Source organism: Aurantibrevibacter litoralis (assembly GCF_034651555.1).
Classification (GTDB): Bacteria; Bacteroidota; Bacteroidia; order Flavobacteriales; family Flavobacteriaceae; genus Aurantibrevibacter; species Aurantibrevibacter litoralis.
In genome coordinates, this window is record NZ_JAYEEQ010000008.1 from 77,485 (window position 1) to 94,578 (window position 17,094).

At 40.3% G+C, this 17,094-nt stretch carries 12 protein-coding genes and 1 tRNA gene; 2 read left to right on the plus strand and 11 right to left on the minus strand.

Annotated elements, in window-relative coordinates:
• Window positions 1-426 precede the first annotated feature (426 nt).
• The 3 genes from U1E44_RS08755 to U1E44_RS08765 all read right to left on the minus strand — a co-directional run bounded on the left by U1E44_RS08755 (window position 427) and on the right by U1E44_RS08765 (window position 3,766).
• Window positions 427-1,044, minus strand: a complete 618-nt coding sequence (locus U1E44_RS08755) for a SusD/RagB family nutrient-binding outer membrane lipoprotein (RefSeq protein WP_322930759.1) — start codon at window positions 1,042-1,044, stop codon at window positions 427-429.
• A gap of 30 nt (window positions 1,045-1,074) precedes the next feature.
• Complete coding sequence (locus U1E44_RS08760; RefSeq protein WP_322930694.1) at window positions 1,075-2,658, minus strand: aldehyde dehydrogenase (NADP(+)); 1,584 nt, start codon at window positions 2,656-2,658, stop codon at window positions 1,075-1,077.
• 190 nt (window positions 2,659-2,848) lie between these two features.
• Window positions 2,849-3,766 carry a dihydrodipicolinate synthase family protein gene (locus U1E44_RS08765; protein ID WP_322930695.1) on the minus strand — a complete coding sequence of 306 codons (918 nt, stop codon included), beginning with the start codon at window positions 3,764-3,766 and terminating at the stop codon, window positions 2,849-2,851.
• Window positions 3,767-4,183: 417 nt separating this feature from the next.
• Here U1E44_RS08765 and U1E44_RS08770 point away from each other — a divergent pair, with 417 nt between their 5' ends.
• Complete coding sequence (locus U1E44_RS08770) at window positions 4,184-5,740, plus strand: M28 family peptidase (RefSeq protein WP_322930696.1); 1,557 nt, start codon at window positions 4,184-4,186, stop codon at window positions 5,738-5,740.
• 388 nt (window positions 5,741-6,128) lie between these two features.
• Here the strand turns inward: U1E44_RS08770 and U1E44_RS08775 are convergent.
• A tRNA-His gene (locus tag U1E44_RS08775) sits at window positions 6,129-6,204 on the minus strand.
• A 302-nt stretch (window positions 6,205-6,506) separates the two neighbouring features.
• On the opposite strand from U1E44_RS08775, the gene U1E44_RS08780 reads away from it, so the two are divergent.
• Entirely contained in the window at window positions 6,507-8,537 is a 2,031-nt protein-coding gene (locus U1E44_RS08780) for a tetratricopeptide repeat-containing sensor histidine kinase (RefSeq protein WP_322930697.1), read from the plus strand.
• Here the strand turns inward: U1E44_RS08780 and bshB1 are convergent.
• From bshB1 to U1E44_RS08815, 7 genes are all read right to left on the minus strand, one after another.
• A complete protein-coding gene (gene bshB1, locus U1E44_RS08785; RefSeq protein ID WP_322930698.1) occupies window positions 8,534-9,256 on the minus strand; it encodes a bacillithiol biosynthesis deacetylase BshB1 in 723 nt (240 codons plus the stop codon). The genes U1E44_RS08780 and bshB1 overlap by 4 nt on opposite strands.
• 133 nt (window positions 9,257-9,389) lie before the next feature.
• Window positions 9,390-10,565 (minus strand): trans-sulfuration enzyme family protein, encoded by a 1,176-nt coding sequence (locus U1E44_RS08790; protein WP_322930699.1) that lies wholly within the window; start codon window positions 10,563-10,565, stop codon window positions 9,390-9,392.
• A gap of 343 nt (window positions 10,566-10,908) precedes the next feature.
• Window positions 10,909-11,781, minus strand: coding sequence for an ABC transporter ATP-binding protein (locus tag U1E44_RS08795; protein WP_322930700.1), 873 nt, complete (start codon window positions 11,779-11,781; stop codon window positions 10,909-10,911).
• Complete coding sequence (gene modB / locus U1E44_RS08800) at window positions 11,774-12,454, minus strand: molybdate ABC transporter permease subunit (protein ID WP_322930701.1); 681 nt, start codon at window positions 12,452-12,454, stop codon at window positions 11,774-11,776. Before modB ends, U1E44_RS08795 begins: the two co-directional genes overlap by 8 nt.
• Window positions 12,447-12,851 carry a TOBE domain-containing protein gene (locus U1E44_RS08805; RefSeq protein WP_322930702.1) on the minus strand — a complete coding sequence of 135 codons (405 nt, stop codon included), beginning with the start codon at window positions 12,849-12,851 and terminating at the stop codon, window positions 12,447-12,449. Before U1E44_RS08805 ends, modB begins: the two co-directional genes overlap by 8 nt.
• Window positions 12,844-13,617, minus strand: coding sequence for a molybdate ABC transporter substrate-binding protein (gene modA, locus U1E44_RS08810; protein WP_322930703.1), 774 nt, complete (start codon window positions 13,615-13,617; stop codon window positions 12,844-12,846). The genes U1E44_RS08805 and modA overlap by 8 nt, the downstream gene beginning before the upstream one ends.
• 109 nt (window positions 13,618-13,726) lie before the next feature.
• Window positions 13,727-16,888 (minus strand): cytochrome c biogenesis protein CcsA, encoded by a 3,162-nt coding sequence (locus U1E44_RS08815; RefSeq protein ID WP_322930704.1) that lies wholly within the window; start codon window positions 16,886-16,888, stop codon window positions 13,727-13,729.
• Window positions 16,889-17,094: the final 206 nt, after the last annotated feature.

Genomic DNA, 17,094 nt, shown 5'->3' on the forward strand with positions numbered 1-17,094 from the left:
CCCATTTTTATACGATTTTGAACTTCGCTACCTCTTTTTAAGATACTAGATACTGATGATAATCAACATAAATATAAAAAACTAATAAAGAATTTCTTGAAACTAACTATCCCCTAGGAAAGCCTTAGGGATACCCCTTGGAATACATGGTATACTGAGTTTATCGAGGTATTCATGGCAGGTTTCGCCATATCGATAGCTATCGGTATTAGTTCGACGGGTGATACAGGGAGCCTATCGAACTGCTCAATACATCGTTTTTTCGCCTGAAGCTCAAAACCGAAATTCATTAATTTACCTCATTCGAAACGACCAATAGCAGTTTCGACTGCTTCAAAGGAAGGTGGATAGAGAAACCCCGGCGGACTTGCCCCGGGGAATTCTTTGGATTAAAGAACAGCTATTTTAATTGATTTATGGATATATTTAATTTTCCCACCACATTGGAGTTATTGGCGTTTTTTGATTCGCTAATACGTTAGCTTCATTCCTGTTTAGTTCACTTGGAGGATAATTGGCTCTTCGAAACCATTGTCCAGCAAATTCAGGGTCGGCGCTATTATTTTCTAGTCTGATCTGCAACCCTATGAATACTTCATCGGAAAAATTATAACGTCTGTAGTCTACAAAAGTTTCCGGATTTAGAAAATTATGGATGTATTTCTCTTTCATTATATGATGAAGCATTAATTGATTTGCGCCTACAGAAATAGCACCATCTGCCAGGTAATCTGCTCCATCAACACCATACATTTCCATACTTGCAGCTATACCCTCTACGTATGCGTCATAGGCTAAAGCATTAGTTCCTGTACTTTGTTGATTTCCTCCGTTCGCTAAAAATGCAGCTTCTGCCTTGATAAACAGTGCTTCGGAATACGAAATAAGTAATAGAGGCGCATCGATGCTTGTATAATATCCATCGGTTTTAAATCGGGTATTAGCGGGGCTACCATCCGGTGAAATACCCTGACTCCCACTAACAAAACCTTTCCACTCGATATCGCCACCATTCTCTGCAAACAGGGGCAGTCTTGGATCGATTTACTAAATTAGAGACAAACACATGAAACATTAAATTTTTGCATTGGTATGCACCCCGTTAAGGATGCGCATAATATTTAAAGGGTTGTCATTTTTTAAAGCATCCGGTAATAATGACTGAGGCCAGTTTTGCAGGGAAATTGGTCGTACCCATCGCTTAATAGCAGATACGCCAACCGAGGTAAAACGACTGTCCGTAGATGCCGGAAAAGGGCCGCCGTGCTGCATAGCCGGACACACCTCTACTCCTGTAGGCACTCCGTTAAAAATGAGGCGCCCTACCCTACTTTGAAGCGCATCTACACTCTCCAAATACGTTTCCAGATCAGCATCATTACCTAACACGGTGCCCGTTAACTGTCCTTCCAGATGGTCTAAAACCGTAGTAACTTCTTTGGCGTCTTCACATTGTACTACAATAGAAAATGGGCCGAAAACTTCACGGTGCAGCGTAGGATTCTTCAAAAAGTCGGTACCTGTAACAGTTAATACTTTCTGTTGTGCAAAATTGGGTTGTACATCGGTGTGGTATTCCGCTACAACAGCAACGCCTTTTTGTGAGGAAAGCTCCATTTTATTCTTTTCGTATGCCTCGTGTATATTTGGATGCAACATGCAAATAGGATCTATTTTTGTAATTGCATCGCCTAGTTGCGCAACAAAATCGGTTAAAGCGTTGCTTTTAACACCGATTATTAAACCCGGATTGGTACAGAATTGCCCCGCTCCCATCGTAATAGATCCCGCATATTGGACAGCCCAAAAGGCGCCCTTTTCTTCTAGCGCTGATGGCAAAGCTAACACGGGATTGATACTTCCCATTTCCGCAAACACCGGAATAGGTTCCGGTCTTTGGTTGGCCAAATGATACAGGGCTGTACCGCCCTTTATGCTTCCGGTAAAGCCTACCCCCTTAACTCTAGGATGTTTTACCAATTGTTGGCCTACTTCAAATCCGCTACTATTAAGATTAGAAAATACGCCCTTTGGCATTCCTGTGCGCGAGGCGGCTTTTGATACGGCCGACGCCACCAACTCACCGGTACCTGCGTGCATAGGGTGACTTTTCACGATGACGGGACATCCGGCAGCCAAGGCACTTGCGGTATCGCCACCTGCGGTAGAAAAAGCTAGGGGAAAATTACTGGACCCAAAAACAACAATAGGACCTAACGGAAACAGCATTTTTCGCAAATCTACTTTAGGAATGGGTTGTCTGTCTGGTTGGGCGGTGTCAATAGTCGCTTCAACCCATGAACCTTCCTCTAAAAGCGAAGCAAAAGCACGTAATTGACCCACTGTCCTGCCCCTTTCGCCTTGTGCCCGGCCTTCGGGCAGACCGGATTCTGAACAATATACGTGTAATAAGTCATCCCCAAGTGCTTCTATTTCTTCTGCAATGGCTCTTAGGAATAGCGCCTTTTGTTTTCCCGAAAAATTCTTATACTTTTGAAATGCTTCCCATGCCAATTCTACGGCCACATCAATCTCAGCAGGGGAGGCCTCATAAAATTCCCACGAATTTACCGTATTATTTTTGGGATTAAAGGTGGTAAACACTTTTTCGCCTTTTGCCGATACTTCTCCTCCAATGTAATTTTTTCCTTGAATCATTTTGTTCTTTTATTTGTTTATTCAAATTCTGGTTCACATGTTTGCTTGTAAAAATGGCCTTTCAGCGTCAAACAAACCTAATTAAAGAAATATTGAGTATTCCTTATTTTCAAAAATACAAATCCTTTGGCAAACACTAGCTTTTGAACGGAATTAGTCTTGAAGTTGTTAAAAACAATTTTCTTTAAAACTAACCTAACACTTTATAATCAGGAAGTGTAGGTCTATTTTTAAGAGCTGCATCTATTATATTCTGAACCCGGATACGTTCTGTTCCCTGCAGGGGTAATCGCGGAGCCCTTACATTTTCAGTTCCTATTCCGGTGGCTAACTCAGCCAATTTTATATTTTGCACCAATTGCGGACTAATATCCAATTCCAATAATGGCATAAACCAACGATATATGTCCAAGGCTTCCTGAATTCTTCCAGCCTTTGCCAATTTATATATAGCTACAGTTTCCTCAGGGAAAGCACATACCAATCCGGCTACCCATCCGTCTGCTCCAACGAGTAAACTCTCTAGTGCCAAGGTATCTACCCCGCATAGAATGTGGAGTCTATCTCCAAATCTGTTACGAATTCGAGTAATATTAGTCGTGTCTCTGGTAGATTCTTTTACGGCTTGTATGTTTTTGTGTTCCAAAATTTCTTCGAACATATCTAGTGTCACCTCAATTTTATAATCAATGGGATTATTGTAAATCATTATGGGCAAATCTGTGTTTTTTGCCACTTCCTTAAAATAGGTAACTGTTTCAAAATCTGTAGCTTTGTAGCGCATTGGGGGAAGCATCATTAATCCGGAAGCTCCATATTTTTCTGCCTTATTGGCTGTAATTACTGCGCCCTTGGTTGATTGTTCGGCAATATTGATGATTACAGGCACCTTGCCGTTTACCATACCAACAGTTTCTTGAATCAGGGTTTTCTTTTCATCGTCGGATAAGGTACTGGCCTCTCCCAAAGTTCCTCCCAAAATAATACCGTGGACACCCGCTTCTAACTGTGCCTGAATATTGGTGCCAAACATTTTTAAATCTAAGGTGTCATCCTCTTTAAATTTTGTAGTTACAGCGGGCATAACACCCTTCCATTGTATGGTCATTTGCTTAAAATTTAGCTTTGCGTAGTACTGGGAGACGTTTTTTGCACATTGTCATGAATACCACTTTGTTTCTACAAATGTAGTACTTTGTTTTATGTTTAAGATAAGCCTCTAGTGGACTGTTTTCGTTCTCGTATGCGTTTTTACACCTTTTGCAATACGATAAAAAAACAGCCCAGAGACCTAAATAAAAGACCAGGCGCTCCTGAACGTGAACAAATTATTTAGGGGGTTGTTCTTATTGAGCATACTGAATTTATGTTTAAGAAACACCGGCGTATGGGTCTATTTTGTTGGGGTATGGGACACAAAAACAAGTATTTCGAGTAAAAAAAAGCAGTATTTAAAGCATGTAAAAACACCAATCACTTTGTTTTTACTATTTTTGAACACTTTTGAAATTTATAACACAAACGAATGAAAAAAATAATACTTCTAGTTGGGCTGGTTATAGGCTGTAATTCCTCCCAAAAAACGGTTGATGAGATTGTAAAAAATCCCATCAATTCAATTTCTTCAATCACTTTTGCGGAGAGCATTACGGAAGCCGAATTAAAAGATTATTTATACACCTATGCCTCGGACGAATTTGAAGGACGGGAAACCGGAAAGCCAGGACAGAAAAAAGCGGTCGAGTTTCTAAAGGCCGTATACCAAAGATTAGGAGTTCCTGCTGCCCAACAGAATGGTGACTATTTTCAGGATGTACCTTTAACCATAACCAAACTCCCCACAGGATTTTTAAAAATAAATGGTGAAGAGTTCCCTATCGGGGATGATTTTATTGGTTTTTTACCTGCAAAAGATACCTATAGTAGTATCGTTTATGCCGGGTACGGGATAGAAGATGAAAATTATTCGGATTACGCTGGTCTCGATCTTGAGGGTAAAATGGTATTGGTAAAATTAGGCGAACCCGTAAACAGCGATGGCACGTATACGGTAACCGGAACAAACGAAAAATCTGTTTGGAGTAATCCATCAGAATCTATTGGTAAGCGACTAGAGGTGGTGAGTGGCAAAGGTGCTAAAGGCATGATCTACTACGATGCCGAAAACTATAACCGATTTAAAAGTAGATTTGAGATGATGAGTACTCAAAATCAGGACAGAATGAGTCTTAAAAATGATGAAAACTCTGATTTTGCCTATTTTTTTGTAGCAGGTTCCTTGGCCAAAACAATGTTTCCAGCCATAGACACAGATCATTCCCCCAAGGAGATACCGCTTGCTTTGGAGACGCACTTAGAAAGCAATAATGACGATGTACAGTCCGAAAATGTGGTTGCTTTTTTAAAAGGTTCTGAGCTCCCTGAAGAATATGTGGTCATTTCGTCCCATTTAGATCATATTGGCATTAGCAATAATGGCGATATCAATAATGGCGCAGATGACGATGGCTCCGGTACAGTGGCCTTGCTGGAAATTGCCGAAGCCTTTAAAAAAGCTGCCGATGCAGGATATGGCCCTAAAAGATCTGTCGTTTTTCTGCATGTTACCGGAGAAGAAAAAGGACTGTTAGGATCGCAGTATTATACGGATATCGCTCCTATTTTTCCGCTAGAACAAACCGTTGCCAATCTTAATATTGATATGATTGGGCGTATAGATCCGAAGCGAAAAGGGGAAAGAAACTACATTTACTTAATTGGTTCGGATAAGTTGAGTACCGAGTTGCATGAATTGTCTGAAGAAGTAAATAAAATACACACCAAAATAGAACTCGACTACACCTACAATGATGTAAATGATCCAAACCGTTTTTATTACAGAAGTGACCATTATAATTTTGCCAAAAATAATATTCCCGTGATCTTTTATTTTAATGGGACGCATGATGATTATCACAGACCGGGAGATACGCCGGACAAAATAAACTACGATCTCTTGGAAAACCGAACCCGACTCATTTTTTATACTGCTTGGGAAATTGCCAATCGAGAAAAACGGCTCATCGTAGATAAATCAGAATAACGCACACCTACTTTCAAAGAAGCCTTGTGTCCTCGCAAGGTTTTTTTGTTTTTATATTACCAACAGATCTCTACCTTCAGTCTGTTCAGGGAGAAGGCTTTGGTAAAGCGATTTGTGGTATTTGTAATTTTCCCATAGCCCATGGTTTAAACCATGGGCTATGAATTGCAGAGTCGCACGATGGGACAGGCTTCTCGACCTGCGCTTCTCAATCCAATCTGGACATAAAAAAGTTCTCAATATTTTTGGGAACTTTCTGTCAGGGTGGAAGACCGGTCTTCCTTCGACCCCGATCACTCAGGTCTCAGGACAGGCTTCTAGACCTGCGCTCCTCAATCAAATATGGACATAAAAAAAAGTTCCCAATATTTTTGGGAACTTTCTGCCAGGGTGGAAGACCGGTCTCGAACCGGCGACCTCTAGAACCACAATCTAGCGCTCTAACCAACTGAGCTACAACCACCATTTATTAGCGGTGGCAAAGGTAATTTTTTTTACGCCATCTTTCAAAATAAAACCTGCGATATTTTTAGTAAAAAGAAATACAGCGCCTGTTTGTAATTTCAAAATCATTGTGCGTGACGTATAATTTATCGACAAAATACATGATTTATAGGATGAAACACACAAAAATACGCATTTCACAACATAAATTCCCCCAGTAGGCGTACGCTGATTAATTTTAAAGCTTATAATTTAGTTGCTGATGCACCGCAATCCCGTTTTTTTTAGTACCGATTACCGAAATGTAAAAACCGGGATATGCTTGCTTTTTCTTCTAGTGGGATTTGCTACTATAGGAATGGGGCAACGAAATCTACGTGATAGCCTCAAATTGCAAATTACCGCCTACAAGCATCAACCTGCATTTTCTACCAAAGACACCACCTTTATCGATTTATTGAATAAGTTATCGGCAGAGATGCGCTATTATAATTCCGACAGCTTACGATTACTGGCTTTAGAAGTTCTAAAGTACAGTAAAGCTGCAACCTATCCCAGAGGCGAGAGTATGGCGCTACTTCGGTTGGGCGATTACCATTCTGATAGAGGGGATAGAGAACAAGCCATCTCGCATTATCTCGAAGCTATAGAACATGCAAAAGAGCTCTCTAATCCTAATTTGCAGTTACGCATTCAGAATAATTTATCGGGTGAATATGGGTACAACGGGGATTATGCCAAAGCCCTTTCCGGCTATTTGGATGGAATTGAATTGGCTGAAAAAGTAGATCATAAGCTAATGCTGTCTATTATGTACGAGAATATAGGCGGTTTATATGCTTCCCAAAAGGATTTTGTACAGGCGTTGGAATTCTATAAAAAAGTAAAAAAAATTAATGAGCAAATTGGCGATCCTATAAATAGTGCAAAATCTATGGCCAATTTAGCTTCGGTGTACACCCAGATGAATAATCATGACTACGCCATGTTCAATATCAATTCCAGTATTAGCACTTTTGAAAAATTTCACATCATGGATTGGTTGGCTTTTGCTTATGAAGTAAAGGGGAAAATATATGTCAATCAAGAAAAATATACCTGGGCGTTACATTGGTATAAGCAAAGCGAAATGTTGCACCAAAAAATAGACGACGAGCGTGGTAAAATTGATTTACTGAACGGTCTGTCCGAAGCGTATTTTGGGCTTAAAAAAGACAGTATCTCCGAGGGTTACGCCCTTGAAGCATTTGAAATATCTACTAAAATACTATTTTTAGAAGGCATACGTAAGTGTTCTAAGACGCTGTATAAAATAAATAAAAACAAAGAAGACTATGCTACGGCGCTTTATTACCATGAACTCTATCAAAAATTAGCCGATACCCTTGCCCGTACTGAAAACAGCAAAAGTCTGTCTATGTTTAAGACCAAAATAGCGCACGACAGGCAACAAGAGCAGCTCATTCTAGAAAATGAAAAAGCCTTAGCCAAACAGCAAGGTTATATTAAGGCGTCTTTGGTCATGTTACTTATTGTTATTTTGGTAGCCCTTTTGGTATACCGTAATCAGAAGGTTCAAAAAAAATTGAACATAGCCCTACAAGCAAAAACAGAAGATCTGCAAAAAAACGAACAAGAACTCAAAGAAATTAATGAAACCAAAGACAAACTTTTTTCTATTATTGCTCATGACTTGCGCGGTCCTATCGGTGCCTTAAAAGGGTTGCTAAAGTTATTTAAAGACGGTGAGATAGCAAAAGATGAGTTTTTAGATTTTATGCCCAAACTGACCAAAGATGTAGACCATATTTCGTTTACCCTAAACAATTTACTCTCTTGGGGCCAAAGTCAAATGAAAGGATCTGTGACTAAACCGTCTGTAACCGCCTTAGAAGTTTTAACCAGAGACAACATCAATCTGTTGGCAGAAATAGCCAAAGAAAAATCGATTAAAATCAAGAATACTATACCGGAAAATACACTCACATGGTCCGACGCCAATCAGATCGATATTGTAATTCGCAACCTGATCAGCAACGCCTTAAAATTTACCCCCACCGGCGGAACTATACTAATTAATGCCTGTGAAGTAGACCACTATTGGGAAGTTGCTGTAAGGGATTCTGGTGTAGGTATTACTTATGATGTACAACAGCATATTTTCTCTAAAGATTCTAATATTACTACCTATGGTACCAACAATGAAAAAGGAACCGGTTTAGGCTTGGGCTTATGCAAAGAAATGGTAGAAAAAAACGGAGGCAGAATTTGGGTAAAAAGCGCACCGCAAAAAGGAAGCTGTTTTTATTTTACGGTACCCATGGCTCAAAAAAAGTATCAGAAGGCAGGTTAAATAAGATCGCCTAAACGATTTACGACTACGTATCGTTCTACTGTAAAGCCTTCGGCGTAATCTACCCCTACCAATCTACCTAAATCTCGCGCCCTGTAATTGATGCTGTCAATAAAATTTTTACTGCTGATGGGTGTTTGCGGCGCATCGCTTTTAGGGTCATAAAACTGAGAGCTATACGCCAAAATGGCTTCTGTTTTTTTCTCAATAAAGGCACTAACATCTACAACAAAATCCGGTTTTAAGTCCTTCCATTGAATATAGTGATACACCACTTTGGGCCGCCAAACTTCTTGCCATTGGTCATCGCCCTCGGCTTTGGTATCAATTTTTACCAACCCACTTAAAAAACAGGCATCACTAACGAGTTTACTCCCCTTGGCATGATCTATATGCCGGTCATCCACGGCATTACAAAGCACAATTTCCGGACGGTATTTTCTTAAAACTTGAATAATCTTTAATTGGTGCTCCCTATCGTTTGTAAAAAAACCGTCGGCAAATTCAAGATTCTCCCGTGCGCTTAGTCCCAATATTCTGGCCGCTGCAGCTGCTTCTTTAGCTCTTAATTCGGCAGAACCTCTCGTTCCCAATTCGCCTCTGGTAAGATCAATTATGCCCACCTTTTTGCCGTTGGCTACTTCTTTTGCAATGGTTGCCCCGGCACCTAGTTCCGCATCATCCGGGTGCGATCCGAATACTAAAATATCTAATTTCACGTGCTTATTATTATTGTTTTTCTACAATTGGATATGCCCTTCGATGATTAAAATGTGTATTGCCCGGAGTGCCCGTCAACTGGCGCGCAGTAGTACATCCTATTTTGAACATGTCGATTGCATTGGTTAGGTACTAATCTAAAGCAACCGTATTGATTTGCTTTATTTTTTCTATGGCCTGTGCTATATCTGCAATTAGGTCTTCTATTTCCTCTATACCTACTGAGAAACGGATAAGACCATCCTTAATTTCTTGACGCTCCCTTTCGGCCGCACTGAGCAAGGAATGAGATGTTAATGTTGGTGACACCACCGTACTTTCTACCCCTGCCAAACTCATGGCAGGTTTTATTAATTTTAAGGCTTTTGGAAACTTTGATGCATCTATACTGTCCTTTAATTCAAATGATAGCATCCCACCAAATCCTTTCATTTGCGATGCTGCCAACCTATGCCCGGGGTGCGAAGGTAATCCCGGATAGTGTACCGCAGTGATATCGGGATGTGCGTACAGATAATGCGCCATTTTAAGCGCATTTTCATTTTGCGCTCGCACCCGAATGCCCATGGTTTTAATACTTCGCTCTAGTAACCACACGGTGTAATCGCTAAGGCTTCCACCAAAATTCTTAGCCAAATGAAAAATACGCTCCATATAAGCTTCCGATGAAGCCACCACACCCGCTAAAATATCGGAATGTCCACCCATGTATTTTGTTGCGCTGTGTAGCACCACATCAATACCAAAATCAATCGGGTTTTGGTTTACCGGACTGGCAAAAGTATTATCGATCATCGTAATGATACCATACTTTTTGGCCAGTTCGGCCACCGCACTCAAATCTGTAATAGTCAACAATGGATTGGAGGGTGTTTCTATATAAATTACTTTGGTATTGTCTTGAATTTTACCTTTAAAATCGGCAACCTCCCAGCCTTCGGTAAAGGAATAAGAAATTCCAAATTTATTAAACTCTTCAGTTACCAAATTATAGGTGCCGCCATATAAAGTTTGCTGTAATACCACGTGGTCTCCCGCCTTTAAAAATGCCATAAGAGCCGTGCTTATAGCCGCCATACCGCTACCGAAGATCATGGCAGCCTCGGCATGTTCTAAGGCGGCAATTTTTTTTGAAAGCGCAACCTGATTGGGCGTATTAAAGTACCTAGGATACCGCTTTATAGCTACATCTTCATAGTCATACGCTGTACTCATAAATAAAGGAGAAACCACCCCCTTAAACAACGTATCTTCCAATTCCCCAGTGTGGGTGCAAATGGTGTTAAGACCTATTTTTTTTGAATTCATCTTGCAATAAAGTTAAAAAAATACGGGAAACGTATCCCTATCCATAAAAAATTTCTTGAAACTGACTATCCCCGAGGCAAGCCATAGGGGTATACTTCTACTGCGCTCAGTACGGGTTTCGCCAGTTTCATTTTGGCCTTTGGGCCAAAAACCGAAATTTTGTATTTCACCTCACCCGGAACTGCAAAAAGACAGTTCCGACCTCTCCAAAGGAGCGGTAAATAGGAAACCCCGACCCAAGGGTCGAGGAATCTTTAGATTGAAAATCAAAGGTACGGAAATCCGATGTAAAACGTTTTAATCGCTCCTTCTATTTCGCGACGACTACGTTTGTGTACACCGTTTAAATTTCAAAAATCATAGGATTAAATGCCTTGGAGGCTACCATCACTTTTTGGCCAATCGAAAACTTTTCGGCTTCCGTTGAAGTAGCAATTACTTTAACGATCGCATTGCCCATAAGCACGCTAATACAATAGACCACATCGCTTTTTTGAATGGCTACAATTTCTCCACTAAGTTTAAATTTACTGCTGATGGCATCAGACGAAAAAACATGTTCCGGACTTCCTTCCTTTATCACCTTGCCCTTTTCCAATACCATAACCCGATCTGCAAGTTTGAAAATTTCGGGCAGATGATGACTAACCAAAATGGTTGTCAATTGATACTTGCGATGAATTTTTAAAATATATTCCTGAAGTCTATGTCGCATCTGGTCATCTAATGCGGACAAAGGCTCATCTAATAATAGAATTTTAGGTTTTCGGACAATGGCTCTTGCCAATGCAACCCGCTGCCTTTGTCCTCCGGATAAATGTTCGGGTTTGCTGTGTTGAAGGGATTGTAGTTCCATAAGTACCAATAATTCATCAACAATAGCTGTGGTATCTCCTTTTTGCTTGGCAAAGTCCAAATTTTCCTTTACAGTCAAATTAGGAAATAAGGCAAAGTCCTGAAAAACAAAGCCAATGGATCGTTTTTGAATGGGCAAATGCACTTTTTTGGCTGTATTGTCCCACATGGCCTCATCCACTTCAATGACTGCATTTTCTGCCGTAGTAAGTCCGGCTAAGATTCGAAGTAAGGTTGTTTTTCCCGCTCCGGAACTTCCGTAAAGTGCCAAAAATTGACCCTTTTGCAGTTCAAAAGTAAGGTCTAGCGGAAGCTTCCCTTCCGCCGTCTGCAACATTTTATAGGCTGCGAACTTAATCATGCAACGGATTGGTCTTGTGAAATGAATTGTTGATAAGATATACCCCTAACAACGTAAAAAAAGTAAATCCAAACAAAATACCTGCATAAAAATTTGCGGTACCATAATTCATGGCTTGTACTTCATCGTAGATGGCAATGGCAACTACCCTTGTTTCATCGGGAATACTGCCTCCAATCATTAAAACCACTCCAAACTCTCCGATAGTGTGTGCAAAGGTTAAGACGATACCGGTTAAAATGGAAGATTTGATATTGGGTAACAAAATTTTTGTTAGGGTGGTAAAGGGCGATTTTCCAAGCGTTAAGGATGCTTCTTTTAATGACACAGGAAGGTTTTTTAATCCGGATTGAATAGGATGCACCATAAAAGGCAAGCTGTACAAAATGGAAGCAATAATGAGCCCTTCAAAGGTAAAAACCAACCGTAAATTAAAATAGGTATCTAAAAAAGTACCGAGTGCATTTTCGGGACTAAAAGCCACCAATAAATAGAATCCCAAAACCGTGGGTGGCAGTACCAAAGGAAGGCTAACCGCCGCTTCTACGGCGGCCTTAAATTTGAATTTGCTATACGCCAACCAATAACTCAACGGAATAGCAATAACTAATAGGATGGCGGTAGTAATTAACGCCAACTTTGCCGTAAGCCATAACGGACCTAGATCAATCATTTGAGGCAATGCTTATTTCGTTCGTTTTTATAAGTGCCCAAACCACATCATTTACTTTTAATTTAAGTTGCTGGGTGGCGGCAGTTGTTATAACCGATTTCAATTTGTGTTTTCCGATATCGATCGTAACCTCGCTTAGAAGTTTCCCCTCTTTTAGTGCACTGATTTTTCCCGGAATCTTATTTTGAATGCTTAGCTCCAAAATGTCACGGGTAGCCAGAATCACTTCGGTTTCCTTAAAAAACAGTGCTACTTTCTTTCCAATTTCTAGATACGGCACCGTTTCCGGAGTGTCGATTACAATGGTCGTAAATACAAATTCGTCTACCGCCATGTTAACCAAAGACAAGGTGTCGTTGGTTTGTAGTGCCGTAATGGTTCCTACCAGTCTATTCATTTCCCAGCTGTGTGAAACCAAAATGAGTTAAAATAGCAATTGCCATTTGAGATGCCACAAAGTCATAAAAATGATGTGCTAAGGGCTTATCCTTGCCCGGCTTTAAGATTACATAGCCTTGTTCCAAGGGCAAATGACTGGTTTCCGGAATAAGATAATACATCCCTCCACTTTTTTTCAATGTGGGCGACAAGGCCAAGGACAAGGCTACAATACCAATGTCTGCCGCACCTAATTGCACAAACTGAGCTGTTTGCGCAATATTTTCACCAAAGACAAACTTCGATTTTACCCGCTCATACAAAGTATAAAACTCCATGCTCTCTTTGGCTCTTGCTCCATATGGCGCATGCTCAGGATTAGCAATGGCAATTTTCTTTATTTCTGGATTCAGGAAGCTGTTCATTTTGTCTTTGTTGGGATCTATCTTCTTGCTCCAAATAACGATTCTTCCAATTCCATAAATTTTTACTTCCGAGGCCGTAAAGCCATCTTGCTGCAATTTTTGAGGGTAACTTTTATCCGCAGAAAAATAAATATCGAACGGGGCACCATGTTGAATTTGTTCAAAAAATTTCCCCGAAGAACCATAGATGACTTGTACAGTGCTCGTGGGTTCTACTTTCTGATAAACCGAAATAACGGAATCAAGGGCAAATTTTAAATCAGAAGCAGCAGCTATGACAACTTTTTCCTGTGCACTCACAATCCATCCACTAAAAAGGAATACTGTCGCAAAAACAAATAAGCCTATTTTCCTTTTCATGATGGTTCTTTCTAAAACTGAAATTTAAAAAATATTTTACGTAAACCTAATCCCAAAAGGCTCTGTAAATACCATTAATAGACCTACCAACGATAGCACCTAAGCGCTCTTATTTTGTGTAATTTACCCGATAGCGCCAATAGCTTATTGCTCCTAACACAAAAACACCAAACACCGTGTACCAAATAAAACTTGGTGTTATTACTTGGGCACCGCTGGCATAACTGTGCAACCCTGCCAAATAGAAATTAACCCCAAAATAGGTCATCATAATACTGGCAAAAGCCACAATACTCATAAAGTTAAACGTCCACCGTCCTCGAAGTCCCGGTATTAATCGCATATGAACCACAAAGGCATACACCATAATGGAAATTAAGGCCCAGGTTTCTTTGGGATCCCATCCCCAGTAGCGCCCCCAACTTTCGTTGGCCCACTGACCCCCTAAAAAGTTACCAATGGTAAGCATTACAAGGCCAACCGTTAAAGACAACTCATTAATAATGGTCAGTTCCTTAAGATTGATGTCCATTTTGGCTTTATTATTCTTATTGGTCAGAATTATAAGAATGAGCGACACCACCCCCAAAATCATTCCTACGGTCAATGGGCCGTAGCTGCCTACGATAACCGCTACGTGAATCATTAACCAATAACTATCCAGTACAGGTTGGAGATTGGCTATAGAAGGATCTACCCAGCTCTGATGGGCAATCCACAACAACATTGAGGTTACAAAAGCCGATGCGGCGATGGTCATGTCACTTTTTTTACTGAACAACAATCCCATCCCCATGGTAGCCCAAGATACATATAAAATACTTTCGTAGGCGTCACTCCAGGGGGCATGTCCGGAGATATACCATCGGGCTATGAGTCCGGCTGTGTGTAAGATAAAGAAAAGTACAATGACGAATTTAAATCCTAAGATGCCATACCGTAAGACTTTTCGATCTTTAAAAATCTGAAAGACGACCAAAAAGAACATCAACACCCCAACCAAGGCATAATATTTATATAATTTATTGAAAATATCTACCTTATTATATACCACTTCAGCTTCTATTTTACGATCGCTGGGCATTACTTCTTTTCCGTGATTGTACTGATTTTGCTTAAAAGCTGCCAACAATTTAGAAGCTTCGGAATAATCTCCTGTTTCATTGGCTTTCTGAAGCGTCATTAAATAATACGGAATCGCATTTTTTACAAAATTGCTGTACAGCGAATCCTGAATAACATAAGTACCCGAACGGTACTCCAGTGCAGAAATCCATTTGTTATTTTCATCGTTCAACAATGGAAAAATCTTTACAATATCACCGCTTAGTGCCCTGTCTAGCAACGCCAAACGCAAATCTGCATCTTTAAAATCCTTTTCAAATTTGCTCGGCGTATTGGTCGCATAGGCCTTTTGGAGGTAGGGTGCTAGTTTGTATTGGCCTTGATCATCAAAAAAATCGGTAGCTTTCACATATATTTTATCCAGCGGAACATTTAGTATATGGCGTATGCTATCGTTTTGCCCCTTTTTATCCAGCATTATAAATTCCGTATTGTACCATAGTACCGGATTTTGCATCATGGAAAGGAAAATCTGATCGGCATCATACTCCTTATACGTATCTTTTAGGCTTAGTTTTCGCAACAACTCTGAAGCAAAAGTGTTCATGGGCTTCATACGGCCACCCTCATCCTGAACAATTAATTTTCCAAATTCGGCGGCATGTTCTTTGGATACAATTAAGGTACGCAGCAATGAGTCTACTTGTTGTTGCGAAGGAGGCTCCTGATGCCCATGATTGTCCTGCGCTATATTCTGACCGGTAAACCCTAAAAACAACAGCCCCAAAAGTGCCGCTTTTTTTGTTTTTAATTTATCCAAAGAAGTGGCCAAATCTTTGAAACGGGTTTTTCCGAAAAACATAATACCCATAAGTCCAAGATATAACAAAAAATACCCAATATAGGTAACCCATGTGCCCCAAAAATCGTGATTCACAGATAGTCCGGTTCCCTTTTCATCGGGATCAAAAGTGGCCTGAAAAAAGCGATATCCTTTATGATCCAATACATGGTTCATATAAATATCATAATCAAATGGTCGCTCATCCTGTACGGTTATCCGGCTCATAAAGGAGGCATATCCCTTTTCTGTGCCGGGGTATTTTTCGGCAATAAAATCGTTCAGGGTAATGGCAAATGGTAATTTATATACCTTGGAGCCATAACTAAATGAAAAATCCAATCCGCCGACATTAAATTTATCCGAAAAATTAGCGGTTCCCCTTGCGCCTAAAATTTTGCGTTGAACCTTTTCACCTTTTGACGAAATTTCGAGTACCAAAGCATCCTGAGTTGCGGGTGTAATTTCGTTTTTTGGCACGGCTACAACCCCGTAAGAACCCTTTACTACAGGTTCGGGGATTACAAATTGCATCCCGGCAATACTGTATAGCGACCGTAACTGTAGGGGCTGAATAGAATCGGCACTTACCGCTCCCTGAAACTGATCTGCCATACGTAAAAAACTACCATTAAATGGTGTTTGTATGGCATAGGTGGTATCTGTGGTATAGATATTTATAGCCCCTTCGGTGGCCTTATTTAATGCGAAAAGCACATTGTGAATGCTGGCAATTTCTCCATCTTCCAGGTAATGATCGTGGCGATTGCCATCTCCGGCCTCCACGATTTTTAGATAGGTTTGTCCTTGTTCATCGGGTATCAATCCTTCTTGTGCCCCTTTTATAAAATCGACATATTTTATACTAAAATCCTGACCGTTGTAATCGCTTTTCCAGGGGAGACTCGACTTTAGCGCCTCGGGAGTAACAATGATAGGATCTTCCAAAATCTTTCGTCTTGCTTCCCCATTAATTTCACCATCGACATGCGCAGTTAAAAACGTCTTTTCGGAATAAAACACACTTTCTGTATTTCCCTCTCGTATGGGCATCATCCCTTCAAAACTAATGTATCGGGTAATAAAAGCGCCCACAATAATTAACACCCAAGACAAATGCAACAAAAGAACAGGCCATTTTTCTTTGCGCAACAGTCTATACCGAAAAATATTTCCCGCAAAGTTAATTACGAAAAAAGCCATAATAGCCTCGAACCACGTGGTGTTATAAATCCAAATCCGAGCTGTATCTGTGCTGTACCAGCTTTCAATAAAAGTTCCGAAAGCCATGGCCGTAGCAAAGACGATAAAAAGAACGGCGGTTAATCTGGTCGAAAAAAGAATCTTTTTTATTTGTTCTAGCATTAGAGGGAGGTATTTTTCAGTTGCAAAAATAGGATATTTGTAAAGAATTTAAGCCATATTAACATTTGGGCAACGTTCCTCTTAAAAAACCCATGCCGTAAGCACTTCGTTTGCAAAATTAAGGTTTAAGGTGCTGTATGCCGACATAACGTTCTAGCGCTAAATCAAAAAAAAATGTCCCCGCACAACAGGATAATTTAAGAAGC

What these genes read in the sequence shown, in the direction of transcription:
- U1E44_RS08760 (WP_322930694.1), bottom strand. Translation starts at nt 2,658, where the DNA reads ATGATTCAAGGAAAAAATTACATTGGAGGAGAAGTATCGGCAAAAGGC.
- U1E44_RS08765 (WP_322930695.1), bottom strand. Translation starts at nt 3,766, where the DNA reads ATGACCATACAATGGAAGGGTGTTATGCCCGCTGTAACTACAAAATTT.
- U1E44_RS08770 (WP_322930696.1), top strand. Translation starts at nt 4,184, where the DNA reads ATGAAAAAAATAATACTTCTAGTTGGGCTGGTTATAGGCTGTAATTCC.
- U1E44_RS08790 (WP_322930699.1), bottom strand. Translation starts at nt 10,565, where the DNA reads ATGAATTCAAAAAAAATAGGTCTTAACACCATTTGCACCCACACTGGG.
- U1E44_RS08795 (WP_322930700.1), bottom strand. Translation starts at nt 11,781, where the DNA reads ATGATTAAGTTCGCAGCCTATAAAATGTTGCAGACGGCGGAAGGGAAG.
- modB (WP_322930701.1), bottom strand. Translation starts at nt 12,454, where the DNA reads ATGATTGATCTAGGTCCGTTATGGCTTACGGCAAAGTTGGCGTTAATT.
- U1E44_RS08805 (WP_322930702.1), bottom strand. Translation starts at nt 12,851, where the DNA reads ATGAATAGACTGGTAGGAACCATTACGGCACTACAAACCAACGACACC.
- modA (WP_322930703.1), bottom strand. Translation starts at nt 13,617, where the DNA reads ATGAAAAGGAAAATAGGCTTATTTGTTTTTGCGACAGTATTCCTTTTT.
- U1E44_RS08815 (WP_322930704.1), bottom strand. Translation starts at nt 16,888, where the DNA reads ATGCTAGAACAAATAAAAAAGATTCTTTTTTCGACCAGATTAACCGCC.